At 68.7% G+C, this 17,899-nt stretch carries 19 protein-coding genes; 7 read left to right on the top strand and 12 right to left on the bottom strand.

Annotation, left to right across the window (positions count from 1 at the left end):
* Positions 1-117: 117 nt before the first annotated feature.
* The gene (locus ACFXIV_RS35705; protein WP_379394725.1) at positions 118-1,251 is read right to left on the bottom strand and encodes a GuaB3 family IMP dehydrogenase-related protein; all 1,134 of its coding nucleotides are present in this window, start codon (positions 1,249-1,251) and stop codon (positions 118-120) included.
* 172 nt (positions 1,252-1,423) lie between these two features.
* Complete coding sequence (guaB, locus tag ACFXIV_RS35700) at positions 1,424-2,968, bottom strand: IMP dehydrogenase (protein ID WP_379381801.1); 1,545 nt, start codon at positions 2,966-2,968, stop codon at positions 1,424-1,426.
* 389 nt (positions 2,969-3,357) lie between these two features.
* Here guaB and ACFXIV_RS35695 point away from each other — a divergent pair, with 389 nt between their 5' ends.
* Positions 3,358-3,771, top strand: a complete 414-nt coding sequence (locus tag ACFXIV_RS35695; RefSeq protein WP_029923780.1) for a DUF5319 domain-containing protein — start codon at positions 3,358-3,360, stop codon at positions 3,769-3,771.
* A 121-nt stretch (positions 3,772-3,892) separates the two neighbouring features.
* Here ACFXIV_RS35695 and ACFXIV_RS35690 read toward each other — a convergent pair whose 3' ends face one another.
* The 3 genes from ACFXIV_RS35690 to ACFXIV_RS35680 all read right to left on the bottom strand — a co-directional run bounded on the left by ACFXIV_RS35690 (position 3,893) and on the right by ACFXIV_RS35680 (position 6,739).
* Complete coding sequence (locus tag ACFXIV_RS35690; protein WP_379394723.1) at positions 3,893-5,059, bottom strand: anti-sigma-D factor RsdA; 1,167 nt, start codon at positions 5,057-5,059, stop codon at positions 3,893-3,895.
* On the bottom strand, positions 5,052-5,633 hold the full coding sequence (locus tag ACFXIV_RS35685; RefSeq protein ID WP_213557917.1) for a sigma-70 family RNA polymerase sigma factor: 582 nt from the start codon (positions 5,631-5,633) through the stop codon (positions 5,052-5,054). The genes ACFXIV_RS35690 and ACFXIV_RS35685 overlap by 8 nt, the downstream gene beginning before the upstream one ends.
* Positions 5,634-5,794: 161 nt before the next feature.
* A complete protein-coding gene (locus tag ACFXIV_RS35680; RefSeq protein ID WP_379394721.1) occupies positions 5,795-6,739 on the bottom strand; it encodes a hypothetical protein in 945 nt (314 codons plus the stop codon).
* 610 nt (positions 6,740-7,349) lie between these two features.
* On the opposite strand from ACFXIV_RS35680, the gene ACFXIV_RS35675 reads away from it, so the two are divergent.
* The 5 genes from ACFXIV_RS35675 (at position 7,350) to ACFXIV_RS35655 (ending at position 9,632) form a co-directional block, all read left to right on the top strand.
* Positions 7,350-7,643 carry a WhiB family transcriptional regulator gene (locus ACFXIV_RS35675; protein WP_040855647.1) on the top strand — a complete coding sequence of 98 codons (294 nt, stop codon included), beginning with the start codon at positions 7,350-7,352 and terminating at the stop codon, positions 7,641-7,643.
* A gap of 399 nt (positions 7,644-8,042) precedes the next feature.
* On the top strand, positions 8,043-8,606 hold the full coding sequence (locus ACFXIV_RS35670; RefSeq protein WP_379394719.1) for a sigma-70 family RNA polymerase sigma factor: 564 nt from the start codon (positions 8,043-8,045) through the stop codon (positions 8,604-8,606).
* Position 8,607: 1 nt separating this feature from the next.
* The gene (locus tag ACFXIV_RS35665; RefSeq protein ID WP_379394717.1) at positions 8,608-8,922 is read left to right on the top strand and encodes a hypothetical protein; all 315 of its coding nucleotides are present in this window, start codon (positions 8,608-8,610) and stop codon (positions 8,920-8,922) included.
* A 123-nt stretch (positions 8,923-9,045) separates the two neighbouring features.
* The gene (locus ACFXIV_RS35660; protein ID WP_379394716.1) at positions 9,046-9,285 is read left to right on the top strand and encodes a hypothetical protein; all 240 of its coding nucleotides are present in this window, start codon (positions 9,046-9,048) and stop codon (positions 9,283-9,285) included.
* Positions 9,286-9,434: 149 nt separating this feature from the next.
* Complete coding sequence (locus ACFXIV_RS35655) at positions 9,435-9,632, top strand: hypothetical protein (RefSeq protein WP_379394714.1); 198 nt, start codon at positions 9,435-9,437, stop codon at positions 9,630-9,632.
* 21 nt (positions 9,633-9,653) lie between these two features.
* Here ACFXIV_RS35655 and groL read toward each other — a convergent pair whose 3' ends face one another.
* Both groL and groES read right to left on the bottom strand, forming a co-directional pair.
* Positions 9,654-11,261, bottom strand: a complete 1,608-nt coding sequence (groL, locus tag ACFXIV_RS35650) for a chaperonin GroEL (protein WP_379394712.1) — start codon at positions 11,259-11,261, stop codon at positions 9,654-9,656.
* 141 nt (positions 11,262-11,402) lie between these two features.
* Positions 11,403-11,705: a co-chaperone GroES gene (gene groES, locus ACFXIV_RS35645; RefSeq protein WP_040855536.1), complete on the bottom strand. Its 303-nt coding sequence runs from the start codon at positions 11,703-11,705 to the stop codon at positions 11,403-11,405.
* 636 nt (positions 11,706-12,341) lie between these two features.
* On the opposite strand from groES, the gene ACFXIV_RS35640 reads away from it, so the two are divergent.
* A complete protein-coding gene (locus tag ACFXIV_RS35640) occupies positions 12,342-13,802 on the top strand; it encodes an Hsp70 family protein (protein ID WP_379394710.1) in 1,461 nt (486 codons plus the stop codon).
* Between the two features lie 143 nt (positions 13,803-13,945).
* Here ACFXIV_RS35640 and tsaD read toward each other — a convergent pair whose 3' ends face one another.
* From tsaD to alr, 5 genes are all read right to left on the bottom strand, one after another.
* Positions 13,946-14,977 (bottom strand): tRNA (adenosine(37)-N6)-threonylcarbamoyltransferase complex transferase subunit TsaD, encoded by a 1,032-nt coding sequence (gene tsaD, locus ACFXIV_RS35635; protein ID WP_379394708.1) that lies wholly within the window; start codon positions 14,975-14,977, stop codon positions 13,946-13,948.
* The gene (gene rimI / locus ACFXIV_RS35630; protein ID WP_379394706.1) at positions 14,974-15,483 is read right to left on the bottom strand and encodes a ribosomal protein S18-alanine N-acetyltransferase; all 510 of its coding nucleotides are present in this window, start codon (positions 15,481-15,483) and stop codon (positions 14,974-14,976) included. Before rimI ends, tsaD begins: the two co-directional genes overlap by 4 nt.
* The gene (gene tsaB / locus ACFXIV_RS35625; protein ID WP_379394704.1) at positions 15,480-16,190 is read right to left on the bottom strand and encodes a tRNA (adenosine(37)-N6)-threonylcarbamoyltransferase complex dimerization subunit type 1 TsaB; all 711 of its coding nucleotides are present in this window, start codon (positions 16,188-16,190) and stop codon (positions 15,480-15,482) included. Before tsaB ends, rimI begins: the two co-directional genes overlap by 4 nt.
* A gap of 94 nt (positions 16,191-16,284) precedes the next feature.
* Entirely contained in the window at positions 16,285-16,716 is a 432-nt protein-coding gene (tsaE, locus tag ACFXIV_RS35620; protein ID WP_354831590.1) for a tRNA (adenosine(37)-N6)-threonylcarbamoyltransferase complex ATPase subunit type 1 TsaE, read from the bottom strand.
* Between the two features lie 11 nt (positions 16,717-16,727).
* Positions 16,728-17,897 (bottom strand): alanine racemase, encoded by a 1,170-nt coding sequence (gene alr / locus ACFXIV_RS35615; RefSeq protein WP_379394966.1) that lies wholly within the window; start codon positions 17,895-17,897, stop codon positions 16,728-16,730.
* Positions 17,898-17,899 lie beyond the last annotated feature (2 nt).

The raw sequence follows: 17,899 nt of genomic DNA, 5'->3' as shown, positions 1-17,899 counted from the left end.
CCGCCGATCCAGGACTTCGACAGCGGCCGAAGTCAACCGGTGGCGCGGACGTCGGATACAGTTCGCGCCCTTGCACATTCGGGCGAATGCACAAGGGCGCGAGGACACGGTCTCCGCTCAGGCGCGGACGTTCAAACCGACCTTTTGGAATTCCTTGAGGTCGCTGTAGCCGGTCTTCGCCATCGAACGACGCAGGCCGCCAACCAGATTCAGCGAACCGAACGGGTCGTTGGAGGGGCCGTAGAGGACCTGGTCCAGCGGGACGCGCTCCTCGTCGACGGCGTACGGCAGCACCGCGCCGCGCGGCACCGACGGGTGCGCGGCGGCCGACGGCCAGTACCAGCCGTTGCCCGGGGTCTCCCGGGCCATGGCCAGCGGCACACCCAGCATGACCGCGTCCGCGCCACAGGCGATCGCCTTGGCGATGTGGCCCGAGGTCAGCGTCTCGCCGTCGGCGATGACGTGCACGTAGCGCCCACCGGTCTCGTCCAGGTAGTCGCGACGCGCGGCCGCGGCGTCGGCGATGGCGGTGGCCATCGGCACCCCGATACCGAGCACCTCGCCCGTGGTGGTGGCGCCCTGCATGGAGCCGTAGCCGACGATGACGCCCGCCGCGCCGGTGCGCATCAGGTGCAGCGCGGTGCGGTGATCGGACACGCCGCCCGCCACCACCGGCACGTCCAGCTCGGCGATGAAGGTCTTCATGTTCAACGGCTCACCGTCGCCCACGTGCTCGGCCGAGATGATGGTGCCGTGCACCACCAGCAGGTCGATGCCCGCCTGCACCAGCGCCGGAGTCAGCGCCCGCGCGTTCTGCGGGCTCACCCGCACCGCGGTGGTGACACCGGCCGCGCGCACCTGCGCGACCGCGGCCGCCAGCAGATCGGGCTGCATCGGCGCGGCATGCAGCTCCTGCAGCAGCGCCACCGCGGCCTCGGTGCCCTCCTTCTCGCCGACCTCGGTCAGCTGCTGGATCTTGGCGGCCACATCAGCGTGCCGAGCCCACAGGCCCTCACCGTTGATGACGCCCAGACCGCCGGCCTTACCCAGCTCGATGGCGAACTCCGGCGACACCAGCGCGTCGGTGGGATGCGCCAGGAACGGGATCTCGAAGCGGTAGGCGTCCAGCTGCCAGGCCAGCGACACCTGCTTGGACGAGCGGGTCCGACGGGACGGAACGATGTCGATATCGTCCAGTTCGTAGGTGCGCCGGGCGGTCCGGCCCATACCGATCTCGACCATATCGCGCATCGTCAGTCCTCCTGTGTCTAATTTGCCCTCCGCTTCGCTCCGGGCGGGTTCGCGGCGCTGGAAGTCTCGTTCTTCCCTCCTCCGCTCCTCCGCTTCGCTCCCCCGCTCCGTCAGTCCAGAACGAGACGCGCCGCGAACCTTGTGGGCGTTGGTATTTGCCGGCTATGTCCGGCTACGAACGGGTGGTGTAGTTGGGAGCCTCGACGGTCATCGTGATGTCGTGCGGGTGCGACTCCTTCAGGCCCGCCGCCGTGATCTGCACGAACTGCGCCGCCTGCAGATCGGTGATGCTCTGCGAACCGGTGTAGCCCATGGCCGCGCGCAGACCGCCCACCAGCTGGTGGATGACCTGATCCAGCGGGCCGCGGAACGGCACCCGGCCCTCGATGCCCTCGGGCACCAGCTTCTTCTCCGAGAGCACGTCGTCCTGGAAGTAGCGGTCCTTGGAGTACGACTTGGCCTCGCCGCGACCCTGCATGGCGCCCAGCGAACCCATACCGCGGTAGCTCTTGAACTGCTTGCCGCCCACCAGGATCAGATCGCCGGGCGATTCGGCGGTACCGGCCAGCAGCGAACCGAGCATGACGGTCGAGGCGCCGGCCGCGATGGCCTTGGCGATGTCACCGGAGTACTGCACACCACCGTCGGCGATGACCGGAACACCGTGCGGCTTGCACGCCGCCACGGCCTCCAGGATCGCGGTGATCTGCGGCGCGCCGACACCGGCGACCACGCGGGTGGTGCAGATGGAGCCGGGGCCCACACCGACCTTCACCGCGTCCACGCCCGCCTCGACCAGCGCCAGGGCGCCCGCGCGGGTGGCGACATTGCCGCCGACGATCTGCACCCGGTCGCCGACCTCGGCCTTGACCTTGGAGACCATCTGCAGCACGCCCGACTGGTGACCGTGCGCGGTGTCCACCACCAGCACGTCCACGCCGACCTCGGCCAGCGTCATGGCCCGGACCCAGGCGTCCTCGCCGACACCGACCGCGGCGCCGACCAGCAGGCGGCCGTCACGGTCCTTGGTGGCGTTCGGGTACTGCTCGGTCTTGACGAAGTCCTTCACCGTGATCAGGCCGCGCAGCTTGCCGCTGCCGTCCACGATCGGGAGCTTCTCGATCTTGTGGCGGCGCAGCAGGCCCAGCGCGGCCTCGGCGGTGACGCCCTCCTGGGCGGTGATCAGCGGCGCCTTGGTCATCACCTCGGCGACCTTGCGGTCCTGATCGACCTCGAACCGCATATCGCGGTTGGTGATGATGCCGACCAGCATGCCGCGCTCGTCCACCACCGGCAGACCGGAGATGCGGAAGCGGGCGCACATGGCGTCGACCTCGGCCAGCGTGTCATCGGGGCGACAGGTCACCGGATCGGTCACCATGCCCGCCTCGGACCGCTTCACCGTCTCGGCCTGCGCGGCCTGCGCCTCCACCGACAAATTGCGGTGCAGCACACCCATACCGCCCGCGCGCGCCATGGCGATGGCCATGCGCGCCTCGGTGACGGTGTCCATGGCCGAACTCACCAGCGGGGTGCGCAGCGAGATCTCACGCGTCAGCTTGCTCGAGGTGTCGACCGAGCTCGGAATCAGATCCGAGGCCGCGGGCAACAACAGCACGTCGTCGAAGGTGAGACCGAGCATGGCGATCTTGTCGGGATCGTCGCCGCCCGTATGGGGGCGGCCAGCGTTTCGTTCGCCCGTCACGGGACTGCTCATTCGGATCGACCCCTCCTGGACCTCGGCAACATCCACCGGACCGGGCACCGGTGAATGCGTGGATGAATGGCAATGCCGGCGTTTGCTACCCGGCCTCTGGTCAACCATGGTATCGGCTCGACAATTCCATGCCGCACCCCGCCCGACCCCGCGTCAGTGGGCCTGACAGCGCCGTATCGACGGCCACAACCGCTGCGGTTTGTCGGCCGTGCCATTACTGTGTCGGCAGCCACGACGTCACTACGCCTGCCCAGGACAACCACTGTGCCTGCCCAGGACAACACCCCGCGCCACACCGAGAGCGCACTGTGCGCCGCACCACCAGCGAAGTGAGGGCAAATCCCCTTCAGCGCTGGCGCACATGGGGTGGTTCTGCGTACCGTGGGACTGTGCGTGACCATCTACCACCTGGCTTGCCGCCGGATCCGTTCGCCGGAGACCCCTCCGACCCGTCGGCCGCGCTCGATGCCATCGAGCCGGGGGAGCCGCTGGATCCTCACGAGCGCCTAGCGGTCGAAGAGGATCTCGCCGACCTCGCGGTCTACGAGGCGCTGCTGGCCCACCGCGGCATCCGCGGTCTCGTGGTCAGCTGCGAGGACTGCCGGCAGGATCACTACCACGACTGGGACATGTTGCGCGCCAACCTCCTCCAACTACTGGTGGACGGCACGGTGCGACCGCACGAGCCCGCCTACGACCCGACGCCCGAGGCCTACGTCACCTGGGACTACTGCCGCGGTTACGCGGACGCTTCCATGAACGAGGCACTGCACGGCGACGGATTCGACGGGTTCGACGTCTGATTCACCGAAAAGGGCCTGCATCCCAAGGATGCAGGCCCTTTTCGCATGTCCCGCGAAGGCCGTTCCGCCCCGCTGACGTGAAAACCCGATCGGCGCACGACGATCGGGTGAAGCGGGTGTCCTAGTGCGTCCCCGGCAGCGGAACCGGCGGCAGCAGGCCGCCGCCGGTCGGCAGGACGATCGTGGACGGAACAGGCGCGACGGGCGAGGGCTTTTCGACCGGCGGCGGCTGCAGGCCACCACCCGTCGTACCGCCACCGGTCGTACCGCCACCCGTCGTACCGCCACCGGTATTGCCTCCGCTCGGAACCACGACCGACGTCGAGTTCCCGCCACCACCGGTCGGCGGCACCACCGGCGGTTCGGATTCCTGCGGCAGGGACGGCAGGGTGGTCACCGGCGGAACGGTCGGCACCGTCGAAACTCCGCCTCCGGTGCCCGGATTCGGGCTCGGCGCGGTTTCGATCGGCCGCGAATCGATGGTCGTCGACGGGCCGCCATCCGTCTTGGTCGGCGGATTCACCGGCGGCACCGGCTGATTCGGCGTGGTCGTCACGACCGGTACCTTGGTGGTGCTGCTGGTCGGGGCGATCGCCGCCAGCGAGCTGGCCACCTCGGGCGCCTTCTGCTGCAGCACCGCGTACAGCTGCTGCCAGCGGTCGGTCAGGTTGTCCTTCTTGCCGGAGTCGTTGACCTGGGAGGCATTGTCGGCAGCACGCTCCATCAGCGGCTTGGCCTCGTCGGCCTTGCCCTGCGCGATGAGCTGTTGCGCCTGCACCAGATCACTGTCCGCCCGCGAGACAACCGTTGACTGGGCCTGTTCGCTGAACACGACCTCCTTGACCCGCCAGAGCGGATCGCCGGGACTCGCGTTGTAGGAGAACGCCGTCAGACCTCCGATGACGAGTGCCATGGCCGCCGCCGCGCCCAGGATGGGCCGGACGAGCCTGAGTCGCCCGCGATTCGACGCGCCGATTCTGGCCTGCCGTGCGCCGATCTCCTGATTGACCGCGGCGACAATGGCATCCAGGTCCGGTCCGGCCGGCAACGGCTCGGCCATGATCTCCGCGCGCCAGTCCGCCAGCAACGCAGCGAGCTGATACTCCTCCGAAGTACCCGTCTGCACGGGGCCATCGCCGGAGATGGCGTCGATCAGTGCATCGTCGCGTCGCACCGCGGCAATGTCCACCGGCCCGGTATCACCGGACGCCTCGGCGTAGGGACCGCTGTTCTGCGATCCAGGTCGCGCCTTCCAGTCGCCCCGACCGCGCTCGCCATCCCTAGCCATACATTTCACCTGCCCTCGCCACTTGAGACTTGAGTTTCGCGAGTGCCCGGTGCTGGGCGACTCGTATAGCACCCGCCGTACTGCCCACGGCGACTGCAGTTTCTTCAGCCGACAGACCCATGACCAGGCGAAGGATCAGGATTTCTCGATGCTTTTCCGGCAAGGTCGCCAGCAGAGCGTTCATCTGCCGGCTCGTTTCGGATTCGAGAGCTCGCTGCTCCGGTCCCTGGTCGGTGGATATGACATCCGGTACTTCGGCCATGGCGTCCGCCTTGTTACGGGCGGAATTTCTGTGGGCGTCTGCGACCTTGTGCGAGGCGATGCCGTAGACGAAAGCCATGAACGGCCGACCCTGATCCTGGTACCTGGGGAGGGCGGTCATGACGGCCAGACAAACCTCCTGCGCGACGTCGTCAGCGGAGAGCTGGCCACGTTCGGCCGATCCGATGCGCGCACGGCAATACCGCACCACGAGGGGGCGGATGCTCACCAGTACCTGGGAAAGGGCCGCCCGGTCGCCCTGCGCTGCGGCAGCGACGACTGCGGGATCCAACTCCTCACCCGTGTTGTTCATCGTCAGAGCTGTTCCTGGCGTTTTCGAGAGTGGCACGGCGGCGGGAGAGCCGGTGCTTCCGCCGATGGGGGCGGAACGGTCCAACAATAGCGGCTGGCGCATTCATGCCAGCCGTTACGGGGTCCTTCTCCGGGACGACTCAGGGAAGTCCCGGGGGCCACTCAGGGATGGCCGAGAAGACCGCTGGCCGAACGCAATCGCCCGCCGCGAGCGTCCAGCAACCGCGCGCACTCGGCGGCCACGATCGCGCCGTCACCTCCGGGTTCGACTCCGGAGCGGAGCATGGCGCAGGCCCAGCGCAGCGGCAGCAGCTCATGTTCGGCGCAGGCGCGATCGACTTCGGTTGCGAGAGCCCGGGATCGGTCGAGGTCACCCGCGGCGGCACTGGCGGCGGCCAGAAGTAGCCGGGATTTCACTCGATGCCGCAGCGAGGGCGAGTTTTCCGCGAGGGCGAGGGCGGCCTCGGCGTGGGCCAGGGCGGGATCGGCCGGAGCCGGGCGACCGCCGGCCGCGAGGTCCGCCGCGGGGGCGGAGATCAAACCGGAGCCGGGGGCCGACAGCGCCGTCTCGGCAGCCACCCAGTGCAGTCGGACACGCGGGCGCCACGCACTCGCGGCATCGGTCAGATGAACGTCGAGGTATTTGCGGCAACGATCCAGCAGCCGGGCGGCAAGCGCCGGGCGGAGGGTGCCGAGAGCATCGGCGGCGAGTCCGGTCAACGCATCGCAAACCGCTTCGGCGCGCCTGATTTCCGCCGGGGTCGCGGCCGGCGCGGCCAGGAGAGCAAGATCGCCGGCGACGGCGGGCAGGGCGAGGGCGGCCGCGCGGCCGTCGGCGACGGAGGCGTCGCCGTGCCAGCCGAGCTGGCGCAGCAACGAGGCCTCGGTGCTGTGGGTGAGCGACAGCAGCGCGGGGTCGGTGGTGGCGCGGCGGGCGCGGCCGAGCTCGACGCGCGCGGCGGCGTAGTGTCCGATTCCACTGAGCGAGACTGCTCGCAACCAGGATCCGGCGGCATCGGCGGCCGCGGGCAACCCGGCAGCAGCGCGTTCTGGCGTGGCGCCGAAAGCGGCGTCGGCGAGTTCGGAGTTCACTTCGAGCACAGGCACAGCCGCACTGTAACCAGTGCCGGGGCAAGTGAGGGCAGCCGCCATACCACAGGCCCCCAGCTATCGATCAGCATTCACAAGCGCCTTTGTGTTTCCACTCCGTAAATCTGTTCTCGCTATCGTCCAGCACGCCCGTAAGGAATTCGTATAGCGTTTCGCGCTATTAACCTGACGGCCGCGAATCGGCCATCTCTACCCTACTCAGCGCGAGATGTCCAATGGCTGAGATCACTCTGATCGAGACTCTTGCATAGATCGAGTGACAGGTATCGACCCTCGAAAAGCTGCTGCTACCAGGCGTTTCGACCAGTCCGATGGGCTATCACAGGTTGGTCACGGTACTGGGCAACCGATCAGTATCACCGCAGGGAGGCGGTTTTGTAAATAGCGAGGATGTTAATTCTCTTGTATGCACGTATTCGGCTTGAGTCGAATGAAGCTATTGACTCGAATTCATTGTCCGACCTAACGTACGTCATCGCCGTCGTTGGCGTCGTGTCGAATTGCGGAGCCGACGAAGTGCGATCGCCGGGCCACGGCGATGCGGCCACCTGTTTGCCACCAGCACCGCTCGACAATGCCGACGAGCTCGCACCTTGAGGAGTTCACCATGCCTATGCCGACCCACCTCCCAGGTCCGAACGCCGATGTCTGGGATTGGCAGATGCGCGGATCCTGCCGCGGCCAGGACTCCGCGGTGTTCTTCCACCCGGACGGCGAACGCGGCCGCGCCCGGGCTCAGCGCGAGCTACGCGCCAAGGAGATCTGCAAGTCCTGCCCGGTGCTGCTGCAGTGCCGGTCGCACGCGCTGAAGGTCAGCGAGCCCTACGGCATCTGGGGCGGCATGTCCGAGACCGAGCGCGAGCTACACGCCCGCCGCAACCGCCGGCGCATCGTCGCCTGACCCACCCGTTCTGCGCTCCAGGCAAACTCGCGTGACTGGTGTTCACCAGCGGTATCGCTGAGGCCGGCGACCGAGTGGGCTCGAGATTCCTCCCATCCGACAGCGATGGCGTGCCGAATGTCTAGCAAACACCCGGCACCGCTCGAGAGGGTCGGCGACGACCGGCGTCACGTCATGTCTCGAATGTCATGTATGCGACGTTCGGCGCAACTGGAAAGCCACTCTGCCACAGTCTCTTTGCCGATACCCCCACGCGAGAGGAGGTTATAGCGGCACGCTACCCTCGTGGCCGATGACACAGAACGGAGCGTTGTGACAGCGCGGCCGCCTGCCGCAGAGGGCAACTCGTTCCAGAGCTCGAGGGACGGAGGGGCGGAAACGCCCAGCGTTGACTCTGCGGTGACGGCGCGCGCAGCCGAAAGTCTGGAACTAGCCGCACTCCTCGAGCGTTGCGGGCAGTCGGATCAGCAGGCGTTCGCCGAGCTGTACGACCGCACCAGCGCGAGAGTGTTCGGGCTGGTCCTACGCGTGCTACATGATCCGGGCTATGCGGAGGAGACCACGCAGGAGGTCTATCTCCAGATCTGGCGCACGGCAGCCAACTTCGACCCGTCCAAGGGTTCGGCCGTTACCTGGTTGATGACGCTGGCCCATCGGCGCGCGGTCGACCGGGTTCGGGCCGAGCAGGCGCACGCCCTGCGCGAGGTCGCGTACGGCACCAGCACCCTCGGCAACGAATTCGACGAAGTCACCGAGGAGGTCGGGCGCCGGCTGGAACAGCAGGCGGTGCTCGCCGGCCTGGCGACGTTGACGGAGACGCAGCGGGAAGCCATCTCCCTCGCGTACTTCGGCGGACGCACGTACGCCGAGGTCGCAGCCCATCTGGGCGTGGGGTTGCCGACCGTTAAGTCCCGTATACGGGATGGATTGACACGACTCAAGAAAAGTTTGGGAGTGACGTGAGATGAAAGAAAGCCAGATCGATCTCGCGCACACTGTCGCGCTCGGATCGATCGGCGACGAAGATCAGCGCGCAGTGGCGGACCTTTTGGATACCGACGATGCTGTACTGCGCGCCGCCTTCACCCAGGAAGTGCAGCAGACCCGAGAAGCCATCATGCTGGCCGCGTCCGCGGTGGCCGTACCGCCACCGCCCGCGCTCCGCGATCGCCTTCTCGCCGCGATAGCCACAGACCAGGCACCGCCGAACACGATCCACCGCTCCCACCACGGTCTCCACCACGGAAACGGCCGCTCCCCCAGTCCGATCCACGACTGAGAGCTCATTTCCCGAAGTAAGAGGTCCAGAACCCGTCACGCCCGCGAGGCCAGTTTGCATGCCGCCAATTCAGGTCGCCTGACCGGTTTCGGCTGCATGCTTTGCCGGTAAAGACCGATTCGTATGCGACTCCTCAGCATCTTCATTCGCTCCTACCGCCGCGGCCTCGCGGGACTGGCCGCTGTCACCCTGGTCATCGGGGGCCTCTACGCCTTCACCGACTCCCATTCGGGGGATCTCCGGGACCCATCCCCCGCCATCCCGCTCCCGCCCTTCTCCGGGCCACTGGGCCCGAATTGGCTGACGCCGTCACCGACCGACCCGTACCCCGGGCCCACGCCGACGATCTCCCCGGCGCGCTGACTCCCGCGCGGATTCGAAAACCGCTGCGGGCCCGTATACCCGGACCGATACCTCGCGGCGATCGGATTCGGTTCGGGCATTGGAACTTTCATGGAACGAGGCCGGCACCGTGGACAGGGCGCGGGCGGCCCGAAAATGACAGTGGCGCAATGCAGTCCGGGCAAGACCACGGCAACCCGGGCATCACCATGGCAGTGGGCGGGACCATGGCGGTGCGGGCGTCACCATGGCGGTGCGGGGCGTGGCGCAGTCGCGCCGACGGCCGGATCGCGCCGGAGGAAGTCGGGTCGCGCGGTTGGGGTTCGGAGACGGCGAGGCCCCCGGACAGCGGGCTGTCCGGGGGCTGAGCTGACGTCAGCGGGGCTGGGTCAGTGGGCGTGGCCGTGGTGCGCGTCGGCCGGTTCGTCGACCGGCTTCTCGACGATCGCGGCCTCCGTGGTGAGCACCATGCGGGCCACCGAGGTGGCGTTCTCCACCGCGGAACGGGTGACCTTCACCGGGTCGATGACGCCCTCGGCGACCAGGTCGCCGTAGGTGAGGGTGGCGGCGTTGAAGCCGTCCTTGCCATCGGTCACCTTGGACACGACAACCGCGCCGTCGACGCCGGCATTGCTGGCGATCCAGAACAGCGGCGACAGCAGGGCCTGACGCACGACCTCGACGCCGGCCGCCTCGTCACCGGACAGCGAGTCGCGCAGGGCGTTGAGCGTGGACGCGGCCTGCACCAGGGCGGTGCCACCACCGGGGACGATGCCCTCGGCGACCGCGGCCTTGGCGGACGCGACGGCGTCCTCGACGCGGTACTTGCGCTCCTTGAGCTCGGTCTCGGTGGCCGCGCCGACCTTGATGACGGCGACGCCGCCGGCCAGCTTGGCCAGGCGCTCTTCCAGCTTCTCGCGGTCCCAGTCGGAGTCGGTGTTCTCGATCTCCTTGCGCAACTGGGCAACTCGCCCGTCGATGTCGGCCTGCGAGCCGGCACCCTCGACGATGGTGGTCTCGTCCTTGGTGACCACGACGCGGCGGGCCTTGCCCAGCACGTCCAGGCCGGCCTCACGCAGGGTGATGCCCAGGTCGGGGTTGACCACGGTGCCGCCGGTGACGATGGCCAGGTCGTCCAGGAACGCCTTGCGGCGGTCACCGAAGAACGGGGCCTTCACGGCGACGACCTTGAGGGTCTTGCGAATCGCGTTGACCACCAGGGTGGACAGCGCCTCGCCGTCGACGTCCTCGGCGACGATGACGACCGGCTTGCCCGACTCCGCGATCTTCTCCAGCAGCGGCAGCAGGTCCGGCAGGGAGCTGATCTTCTCGCGGTTCAGCAGGATCCACACGTCCTCGTAGACCGCCTGCATGGTCTCCGGGTCGGTGACGAAGTACGGGGACAGGTAGCCCTTGTCGAACTGCACGCCCTCGGTGATGGCGACCTCGGTCTGCAGACCCGAGGACTCCTCGATGGTGACGACGCCGTCCTTGCCGACCTTGGTCAGCGCCTCGGCGACCAGCGCGCCGATCTCCTCGTCCCGCGAGGACACGGTGGCGACCTGCGCGATGGCCTTCTCGCCGTTGACCGGGGTGGCGGCGGCCTGCAGGGCGGCGGTCACCGCGTCGGCGGCCTTGCTCATGCCCTTGCCCAAGGTCATCGGGTTGGCGCCTGCGGCAATGTTCTTCAGGCCGCCCTTGATGAGGGCCTGCGCCAGCACGGTGGCGGTGGTGGTGCCGTCGCCGGCGACGTCGTTGGTCTTGGTGGCGACGCTCTTGACCAGCTGCGCGCCCAGGTTCTCGAACGGGTCCTCGAGGTCGATGTCGCGGGCGATGGTCACGCCGTCGTTGGTGACCGTCGGGCCGCCGAACGCCTTGGCGAGCACCACGTGCCGGCCGCGCGGGCCCAGGGTGACCTTGACGGCGTCGGCGAGCTTGTCGACGCCGCGCTCCATCGCCCGACGAGCCTGCTCGTCGAACTCGATCTGCTTTGCCATGTACCTACTCCTGAAATGAGTTGGGTCGGAACGCACTCCGCCCCGGGCCGGTTGCTGTATTGGCAGCTGCGACTCCGGGGCGGTGTCTCTCGATGGGGTTTCAGGGGGAAGCCCCTGAGAGCCCCGAGAGTTGGAGCGTTCTTACTTGGTGACGACGGCCAGCAGGTCGCGAGCCGACAGGATCAGGTACTCCGCACCGTTGTACTTGATCTCGGTGCCGCCGTACTTGCTGTAGATGACGACGTCGCCTTCCTTGACGTCCAGCGGAATCCGCTTCTCGCCGTCCTCGTCCCAGCGACCCGGGCCCACGGCGATGACGGTGCCCTCCTGGGGCTTCTCCTTCGCCGTGTCGGGGATGACCAGGCCGGAGGCGGTCGTCGTCTCGGCCTCGTTGGCCTGGACGAGGATCTTGTCCTCGAGCGGCTTGATGTTCACGCTCGCCACGTTGAGCCCTCCACTTTCAGGGGATTCGTCGCGTCCGGGGCTGTTCCCCGGACTCACGGTTTCGGTCATGTGTGACCCCTGCGCAATCAGCCCCGTCGTCGCGGGTGCCGGGACCCCTGCTCAGTAGTCATCAGCTGGCACCTCAGCACTAACCCAGTGCCAACTAGCACTCTATACACGGGAGTGCCAGCGCTCAAGGCCGGGCACTGCTACTCGGTGCCCGGGGTTACCTGTAACCCCGCTGGACAGCACGGCAACACCGCTGGACAGCGCGACTCGCCGACACGACGGCCCGGGAATCTGAGGTCTTCCAAAGAAATCCGAAAATCTGTAACGTTCGGATAACGGATTGTGACACCATTGACGTCGGCCACGCGACGAGACCGAATCGGTCCCGCCACGTGCACCGTCGAGAGTTTCACAACTGCTTCACCCCGCTAACCGCGCGGCAACCCCTGCGCGCGGGCTCGAGAAGAGAGCTAGACCGCAAGTGATCAGTGGCAGGTCCGGATGCCCCATCGGACAAGGGCCCGCTGCGATCCGAAGCTCGGCGACGTCCGCTACCCATTGGGCGCGTCCGGAGTCCGTTCGAGATGGTCGTCTCCACCCGGACCATCCGCTCGAAGGGAGGTGAACATGCGAACATCCCTCGGCATCTCCGCCGGGAGCGAGGTGGTGTGCTCGGCGACGGTCGCCACCGCGCCCAACGGCGCCCAGAACTTCGACTACCGCGTCGTGACGGCCGATACCGCCCACTCCGACCTCGGTGATCTGGTGGCCTCCTCGATCGAATTGATGACCACCCAGATTCCGCGCGACAGCGTATATCCGGTCGGCGCCCATCCGGTCGCCCGCGGCAACGGCCACCGCGAGCCCGACTCGGCCCCGCCCGGTGACATCGCGGTCGCCTACCGGGACCGGGAGCAGGCCCAGATCATCCGCTCGGCGATCGGCCGGCAGCGGCACGGCGTCCAGCTCATCCCGGAGAGCACCGCGGCCCTGGCCTATCTGCGGCACACCGGTCTGCTGGACCGCTGGAACACGGTGGCACTCATCGACATCGGGGCCACCGGCACCACGGTCACCGTGGCCGACCACGCCGACGACACCGTGCTGCGCACCGAGCGCACCAACGCCATCAGCGGCAACGCCATCGACGAGCTGATCCTGCAGCATCTGCTGGACTGCCACCTGTCCCGCCGCGGCATCCGCCCCAACCGGGGCATCCTGCTCAACCGCAGCCGCGCCGCCAAGGAGCACCTGTCGGTGGTTCCCGCGGTCACCATCGACCACGTGGCCGGGCAGCCGCTCAAGCTGACCCGGGTGGACTTCGAGGAGATCGTCGCCGACCTGCTGCGCGAGCTGGCGGTGTTCTCCCGTGCCGTGTTCGCGCGCGCCCCGAAGTTTCCGGAGGCGGTCGCCGTGATCGGCGGCGGCGCCAATGTGCCGATCATGGTGGTGGGGCTGGAGCGCGAGCTCGACGTGCCGGTCGTCACCGTGCCGGAGCCGGAGGCCGCGATCGCGAAAGGCGCGGCGCTGGTGGCGGATTCGACCACGCCGAGCAGCACCTTCCCGGTGATCGGCCTGGGCTCGGACGCGCCGATCGGCACCTTCACCAAGCTCGCGGGCACGCTGGCGGGCGCGATCGTGGTGGTCGGACTGATCGTCGGGTACGGGGTCAAGGAATTCGTGGTGCCCGAGCCGCAGAACACCCACTACTCGCCGTCCACGACCGGCCCGCAGCAGCCGGTCCCGCAGACCACGCCGACGGGTCCTTCGGGCGGCTCCACCAGCACCACGACCCCCCAGCGCCGCACCACGGCCGCGGCTCCGACGCCCCTGACCGGTTCGGCCGGCGGCGCGCCCATCGCGCCCAGTAGCACCGCCCAGCCGCCGCTGCGCCCGGATCCCGACCTACCCCAGATCCCGTTCCCCGCGGATCTCCCCCGCCTGCTCGGGCCGCTGCTGGGCACCTCGCTGCCGCCAGCCGAGCCAGAGTCGCATATCTCGGTCACGGCCGGCACGCCCACTGATTCGGACTCCGCGAACGGCGGTGGCACGCTCCCCCGCCTCCCCGAGACTTCAGCGGCCGGCTGAGAGCCGTCGACGGTCGCGTACCCGTGCCGGCGGTTGGGTGCCGAACCGAGTTCGGACGTACCCGATGAGTTACCCCGAACGTCACGAAATCAGTTGTCGCCTCGGCATTCGCCAACCCACCCACGACCTGTTGCAGGCGGCGTTTACAGGTGGCTGGTGGAGACGGGGAGGCCGGGGTCGGTGGCGACGGTGAGTTCGGAAGGCTCTGCGCCGCCGGCGATCACGTGGGCGCCGAGGGTGGCGATCATGACGCCGTTGTCGGTGCACAGGCGCGGCTTGGGGACGCGCAGGGTGATACCGGCTGCGGTGCAGCGTTCTTCGGCCATCGAGCGGATGCGGGAGTTGGCGGTCGCACCGCCGCCCAGCACCAGGGTGTCGACGCCGGTGTCCTGGACCGCGCGCACCGCCTTCATGGTGAGCACATCCGCCACGGCCTCCTGGAAGGACGCCGCGATATCCGGGATGGGCAGCTCGCGGCCTTCCCGTTGCGCCGCTTCGACATAGCGCGCGACGGCGGTCTTCAGTCCGGAGAAGGAGAAGTCGTAGCGCGGGTCGCGGGGGCCGGTCATGCCGCGCGGGAAGGCGATGGCGCTCGGATCGCCCTCGGTGGCAATGGAATCCAGCACCGGCCCGCCCGGGTAGCCGAGGCCGAGCAGACGGGCCACCTTGTCGAAGGCCTCGCCCGCGGCGTCGTCGACCGTGCTGCCCAATTCGGTGATGGGGTGGGCGAGATCGGTAACCTGCAGCAGGTGGGTGTGCCCGCCGGACACCAGCAGCGCGACCGCCGGAGGCATGGGACCGTGTTCGAGGGTGTCCACGGCCACGTGCCCGCCCAGGTGGTTGAGCGCGTAGAACGGGATATCCCAGGCCGCCGCATAGGCTTTCGCCGCCGCGACGCCCACCAGCAGCGCGCCCGCGAGTCCGGGGCCGATGGTGACGGCGAGGGCGTCGGGCTTGCTGATGCCGGCCGTGGCCAGCGCCCGGCGCATGGCGGGCACGATGGCCTCGAGGTGTGCGCGGGAGGCGATCTCGGGCACCACGCCGCCGAATCGGGCGTGCTGGTCCACGCTGGAGGCGACCTCGTCGGCGAGCAGTTCGCAGCTGCCGTCGGGCAGTCGGCGCACGATGCCGACTCCCGTTTCGTCGCAGGAGCTTTCGATACCCATGACGATCATGACGAGACCTCGGCGTCGGTGGTGAATCCGTCCTGCGGGAAGCCGGCCATGGCGGGTCGCCGCATGGTGTACGCGTCGGCCCCGCTGGGCTGGTAGTAGTTCTTGCGCAATCCGATGATGTGGAAGCCGTGCTTCTCGTAGAGCGTGATGGCGGGCGCGTTGTCGGTGCGGACCTCGAGGAACACCGGCCCGCCGCGGCGCCCGGCCTCCACCAGCAGCGCCTCCAGCAGCAGGGTGCCGATGCCGCGCCGGTGCTCGGCGGGATCGACGCCGATGGTGTGGACCTCGGCCTCGGGATGTTCGGCGGTGCCGAGCAGCGCGATGCCCGCGTAGCCGATCATGCGGCCGTCGGCGTCGCGCGCGGTGATGTAGCGGTTGTGCGGTCCGGCCAGCTCCGACAGGAACGAAACCTCGTGCCAGGGATCGTCCTCCGGGAACAGCACCTGCTCGAGTTCGGCACAGCGGGTGACGTCGGCAGGCCGCATCGGTTCGATGCGGATGGTCATCGGCCCACCTGCGCGTAACTCTTCTCGACGGCATCGGGGCGGCGCAGGTACAGCGGCACCAGCGGCGCGGGCACGACGCCGGCCAGGATCTCGGCGGCGGCGCAGCGCACCAGACCCGCCGGGGACGGCGTCTCGACCGGCAGCACCGGCAGATCGAAATAGTCGACGTGCGAAGCGGATCCGGCGATCACGGTGGCGGCGGCCTGATCCAGATCGGCGGGCTTGCTCACCTCGGGCCCCTCGGACCGCGTCAGGATGCGGCCCCCGGCCGCGGTGCGGTAGCGCGCCCAGTACACCTCGCGGCGGCGGGCGTCGGTGACGACCAGCAGCTCGATCGGGTCGGCGCTCTCACGCAGATAGCTCTCGGTGTCGGCGGCGATGGCGTCCAGGCTGCACACCCCGTGCACCGGAACGCCCAGTGCGTCACCGAAGGCGGCCGCGGTGGCCATGCCGACGCGCAGTCCGGTGAACGGCCCGGGCCCGACACCGGCCACGACCGCGGCGATATCGGCACGGGAGCGGCCGGATTCGGCGAGGCAGGCCAGGATCTGCGGGGTCAGCACCTCGTTGTGCGCGCGAGCGTCCACGGTCACCTTGGCGGTGATCGTGGTGATCTGCGGTGCGTTCGACCCGGGTTGCGCCGGTTCCAGTTCCACCAGTCCCGCTGTGACGGCGGGGGTCGCGGTGTCGACAGCCAATATCAGCATGATTGTCTTTACGATACCGGGTGGTACAGCCCACTCGGCGTGGTGTCTGCCTGCGGGAACTTACCGGCGTATCCGGGACTTTTCCGGTCCGGTTTCAATTCGCGGCGACCCACTCCCATTCGGCGGTGCGCACATCGGACTCGGGTTCGCGGCGCAGCTGCACGCGCAGATGGCGATCGGACAGGTGTTCGGCCACGCCCAGCCCCCATTCGACCACCACCACGGCGTGGTCGAGATCGGTGTCCAGGTCGAGGGCGTCGAGTTCGTCGAGGTCGCCGCCGAGCCGGTAGGCGTCCACGTGCACGAGCGCCACCGCACCCGGGTGGGTTCCGGCGCGGTGCTGGCGGGCGATGATGAAAGTCGGTGAGCTGACCCGTCCTTCGACACCCAGCCCGGCGGCGATGCCGCGGGTGAGCGCGGTCTTGCCCGCGCCCAGCGGGCCGTCGAGGATCACCAGATCCCCGGCATGCAGTTGTTCGGCGAGCTCGCGGCCCAGCGCCTCGGTGTCCTCGACGGTGGCGAGCATGCGGTGATCGGTCACCGGTCACCGCCGACGTGGGTACGGACCACGCGGCCGCGGGGGTAGCAGACGATCTCGTAGTTGATGGTGCCGAGCGTGTCGGCCCACTCCTGGGCGTGCGGGTGACCGGACTCACCGCCGAACAGCACCGCGGTGTCACCCGCCCGGACCCCGGCTTCGTTCTCGCCCAGGTCCACCACGATCTGATCCATGCAGACCCGGCCGATCTGCGGGTAGCGGACGCCGCCCAGCGCCACCGAGAATCGGCCGCCCAGCAGGCGCGGCACGCCGTCGGCGTAGCCGGCCGGAACGAGGGCGACCGTGGTGTCGCGGTCGGCGGTCCACTCGTGGCCGTAGGACACGCCCTCCCCCGCCGCGACCCGCTTCACCCGGAGCACCCGGGCGCGGAAGGTCATGGCCGGGCGCAGGCCGAAATCGGACAGCTCCGGGATCGGTGACAGGCCGTACACGGCGATGCCGGGGCGCACCATGTCGAAGGCGAGGTCCGGACGGGTCAGTGCGGCAGCGGAATTCGCCAGGTGCACCAGTTCCGGCTGCAGGCCGTGCTCCTTGGCGGTGGCGATGAACTCCAGGAACCGTTCGCGCTGCATGTCATTGACCGGATGCTGCGGTTCGTCGGCGAGCGCGAGGTGGGAGAAGATGGCGCGGAAGCGCACTGTCTCCTCGGCCACCAGCCGCCCGAGCAGGTCGAGCACCTCGGGGAATTCGGCGGTGGGGATGCCGTTGCGGTTGAGCCCGGTGTCCACCTTGAGACTCACGGTGGCGGTCCGGCCGAGCTGCCGCGCCGCCTGCGCCACGCCCGCGAGCTGTGTGAGCGCGGAGACGCCGATTTCGATATCGGCGGCGATGGCGCTCGCGTAGTCGGTGTCGGAGGTGTTGAGCCAGCACAGGATCGGTGCGGTGATCCCCGCGGCCCGCAGCCCCACCGCCTCGGCGACCGTGGTGGTGCCGAGTTCCCGCGCGCCCGCCGCCAGGGCCGCCCGCGCCACCTCGGCCGCACCGTGGTTGTACCCGTCCGCCTTGACCACGACCATGACCGCGGCGTCTCCGGCGTGCTCGGCCAGGATTCGCACATTGTGGGCAATGGCATCCAGGTCGACGACGATCTCCACCTGTGGGTCTGGCTTATTCTCCACCTGTGGGTCTGGCTTGTTCACGCCCTCGATAC

It is taken from the genome of Nocardia sp. NPDC059236 (genome assembly GCF_042754085.1).
In the GTDB taxonomy this organism is placed as follows: Bacteria; Actinomycetota; Actinomycetes; order Mycobacteriales; family Mycobacteriaceae; genus Nocardia.
The sequence above is the reverse complement of the archived record's forward strand: the minus strand, read 5'-3'. Positions and strand labels throughout refer to the sequence as shown.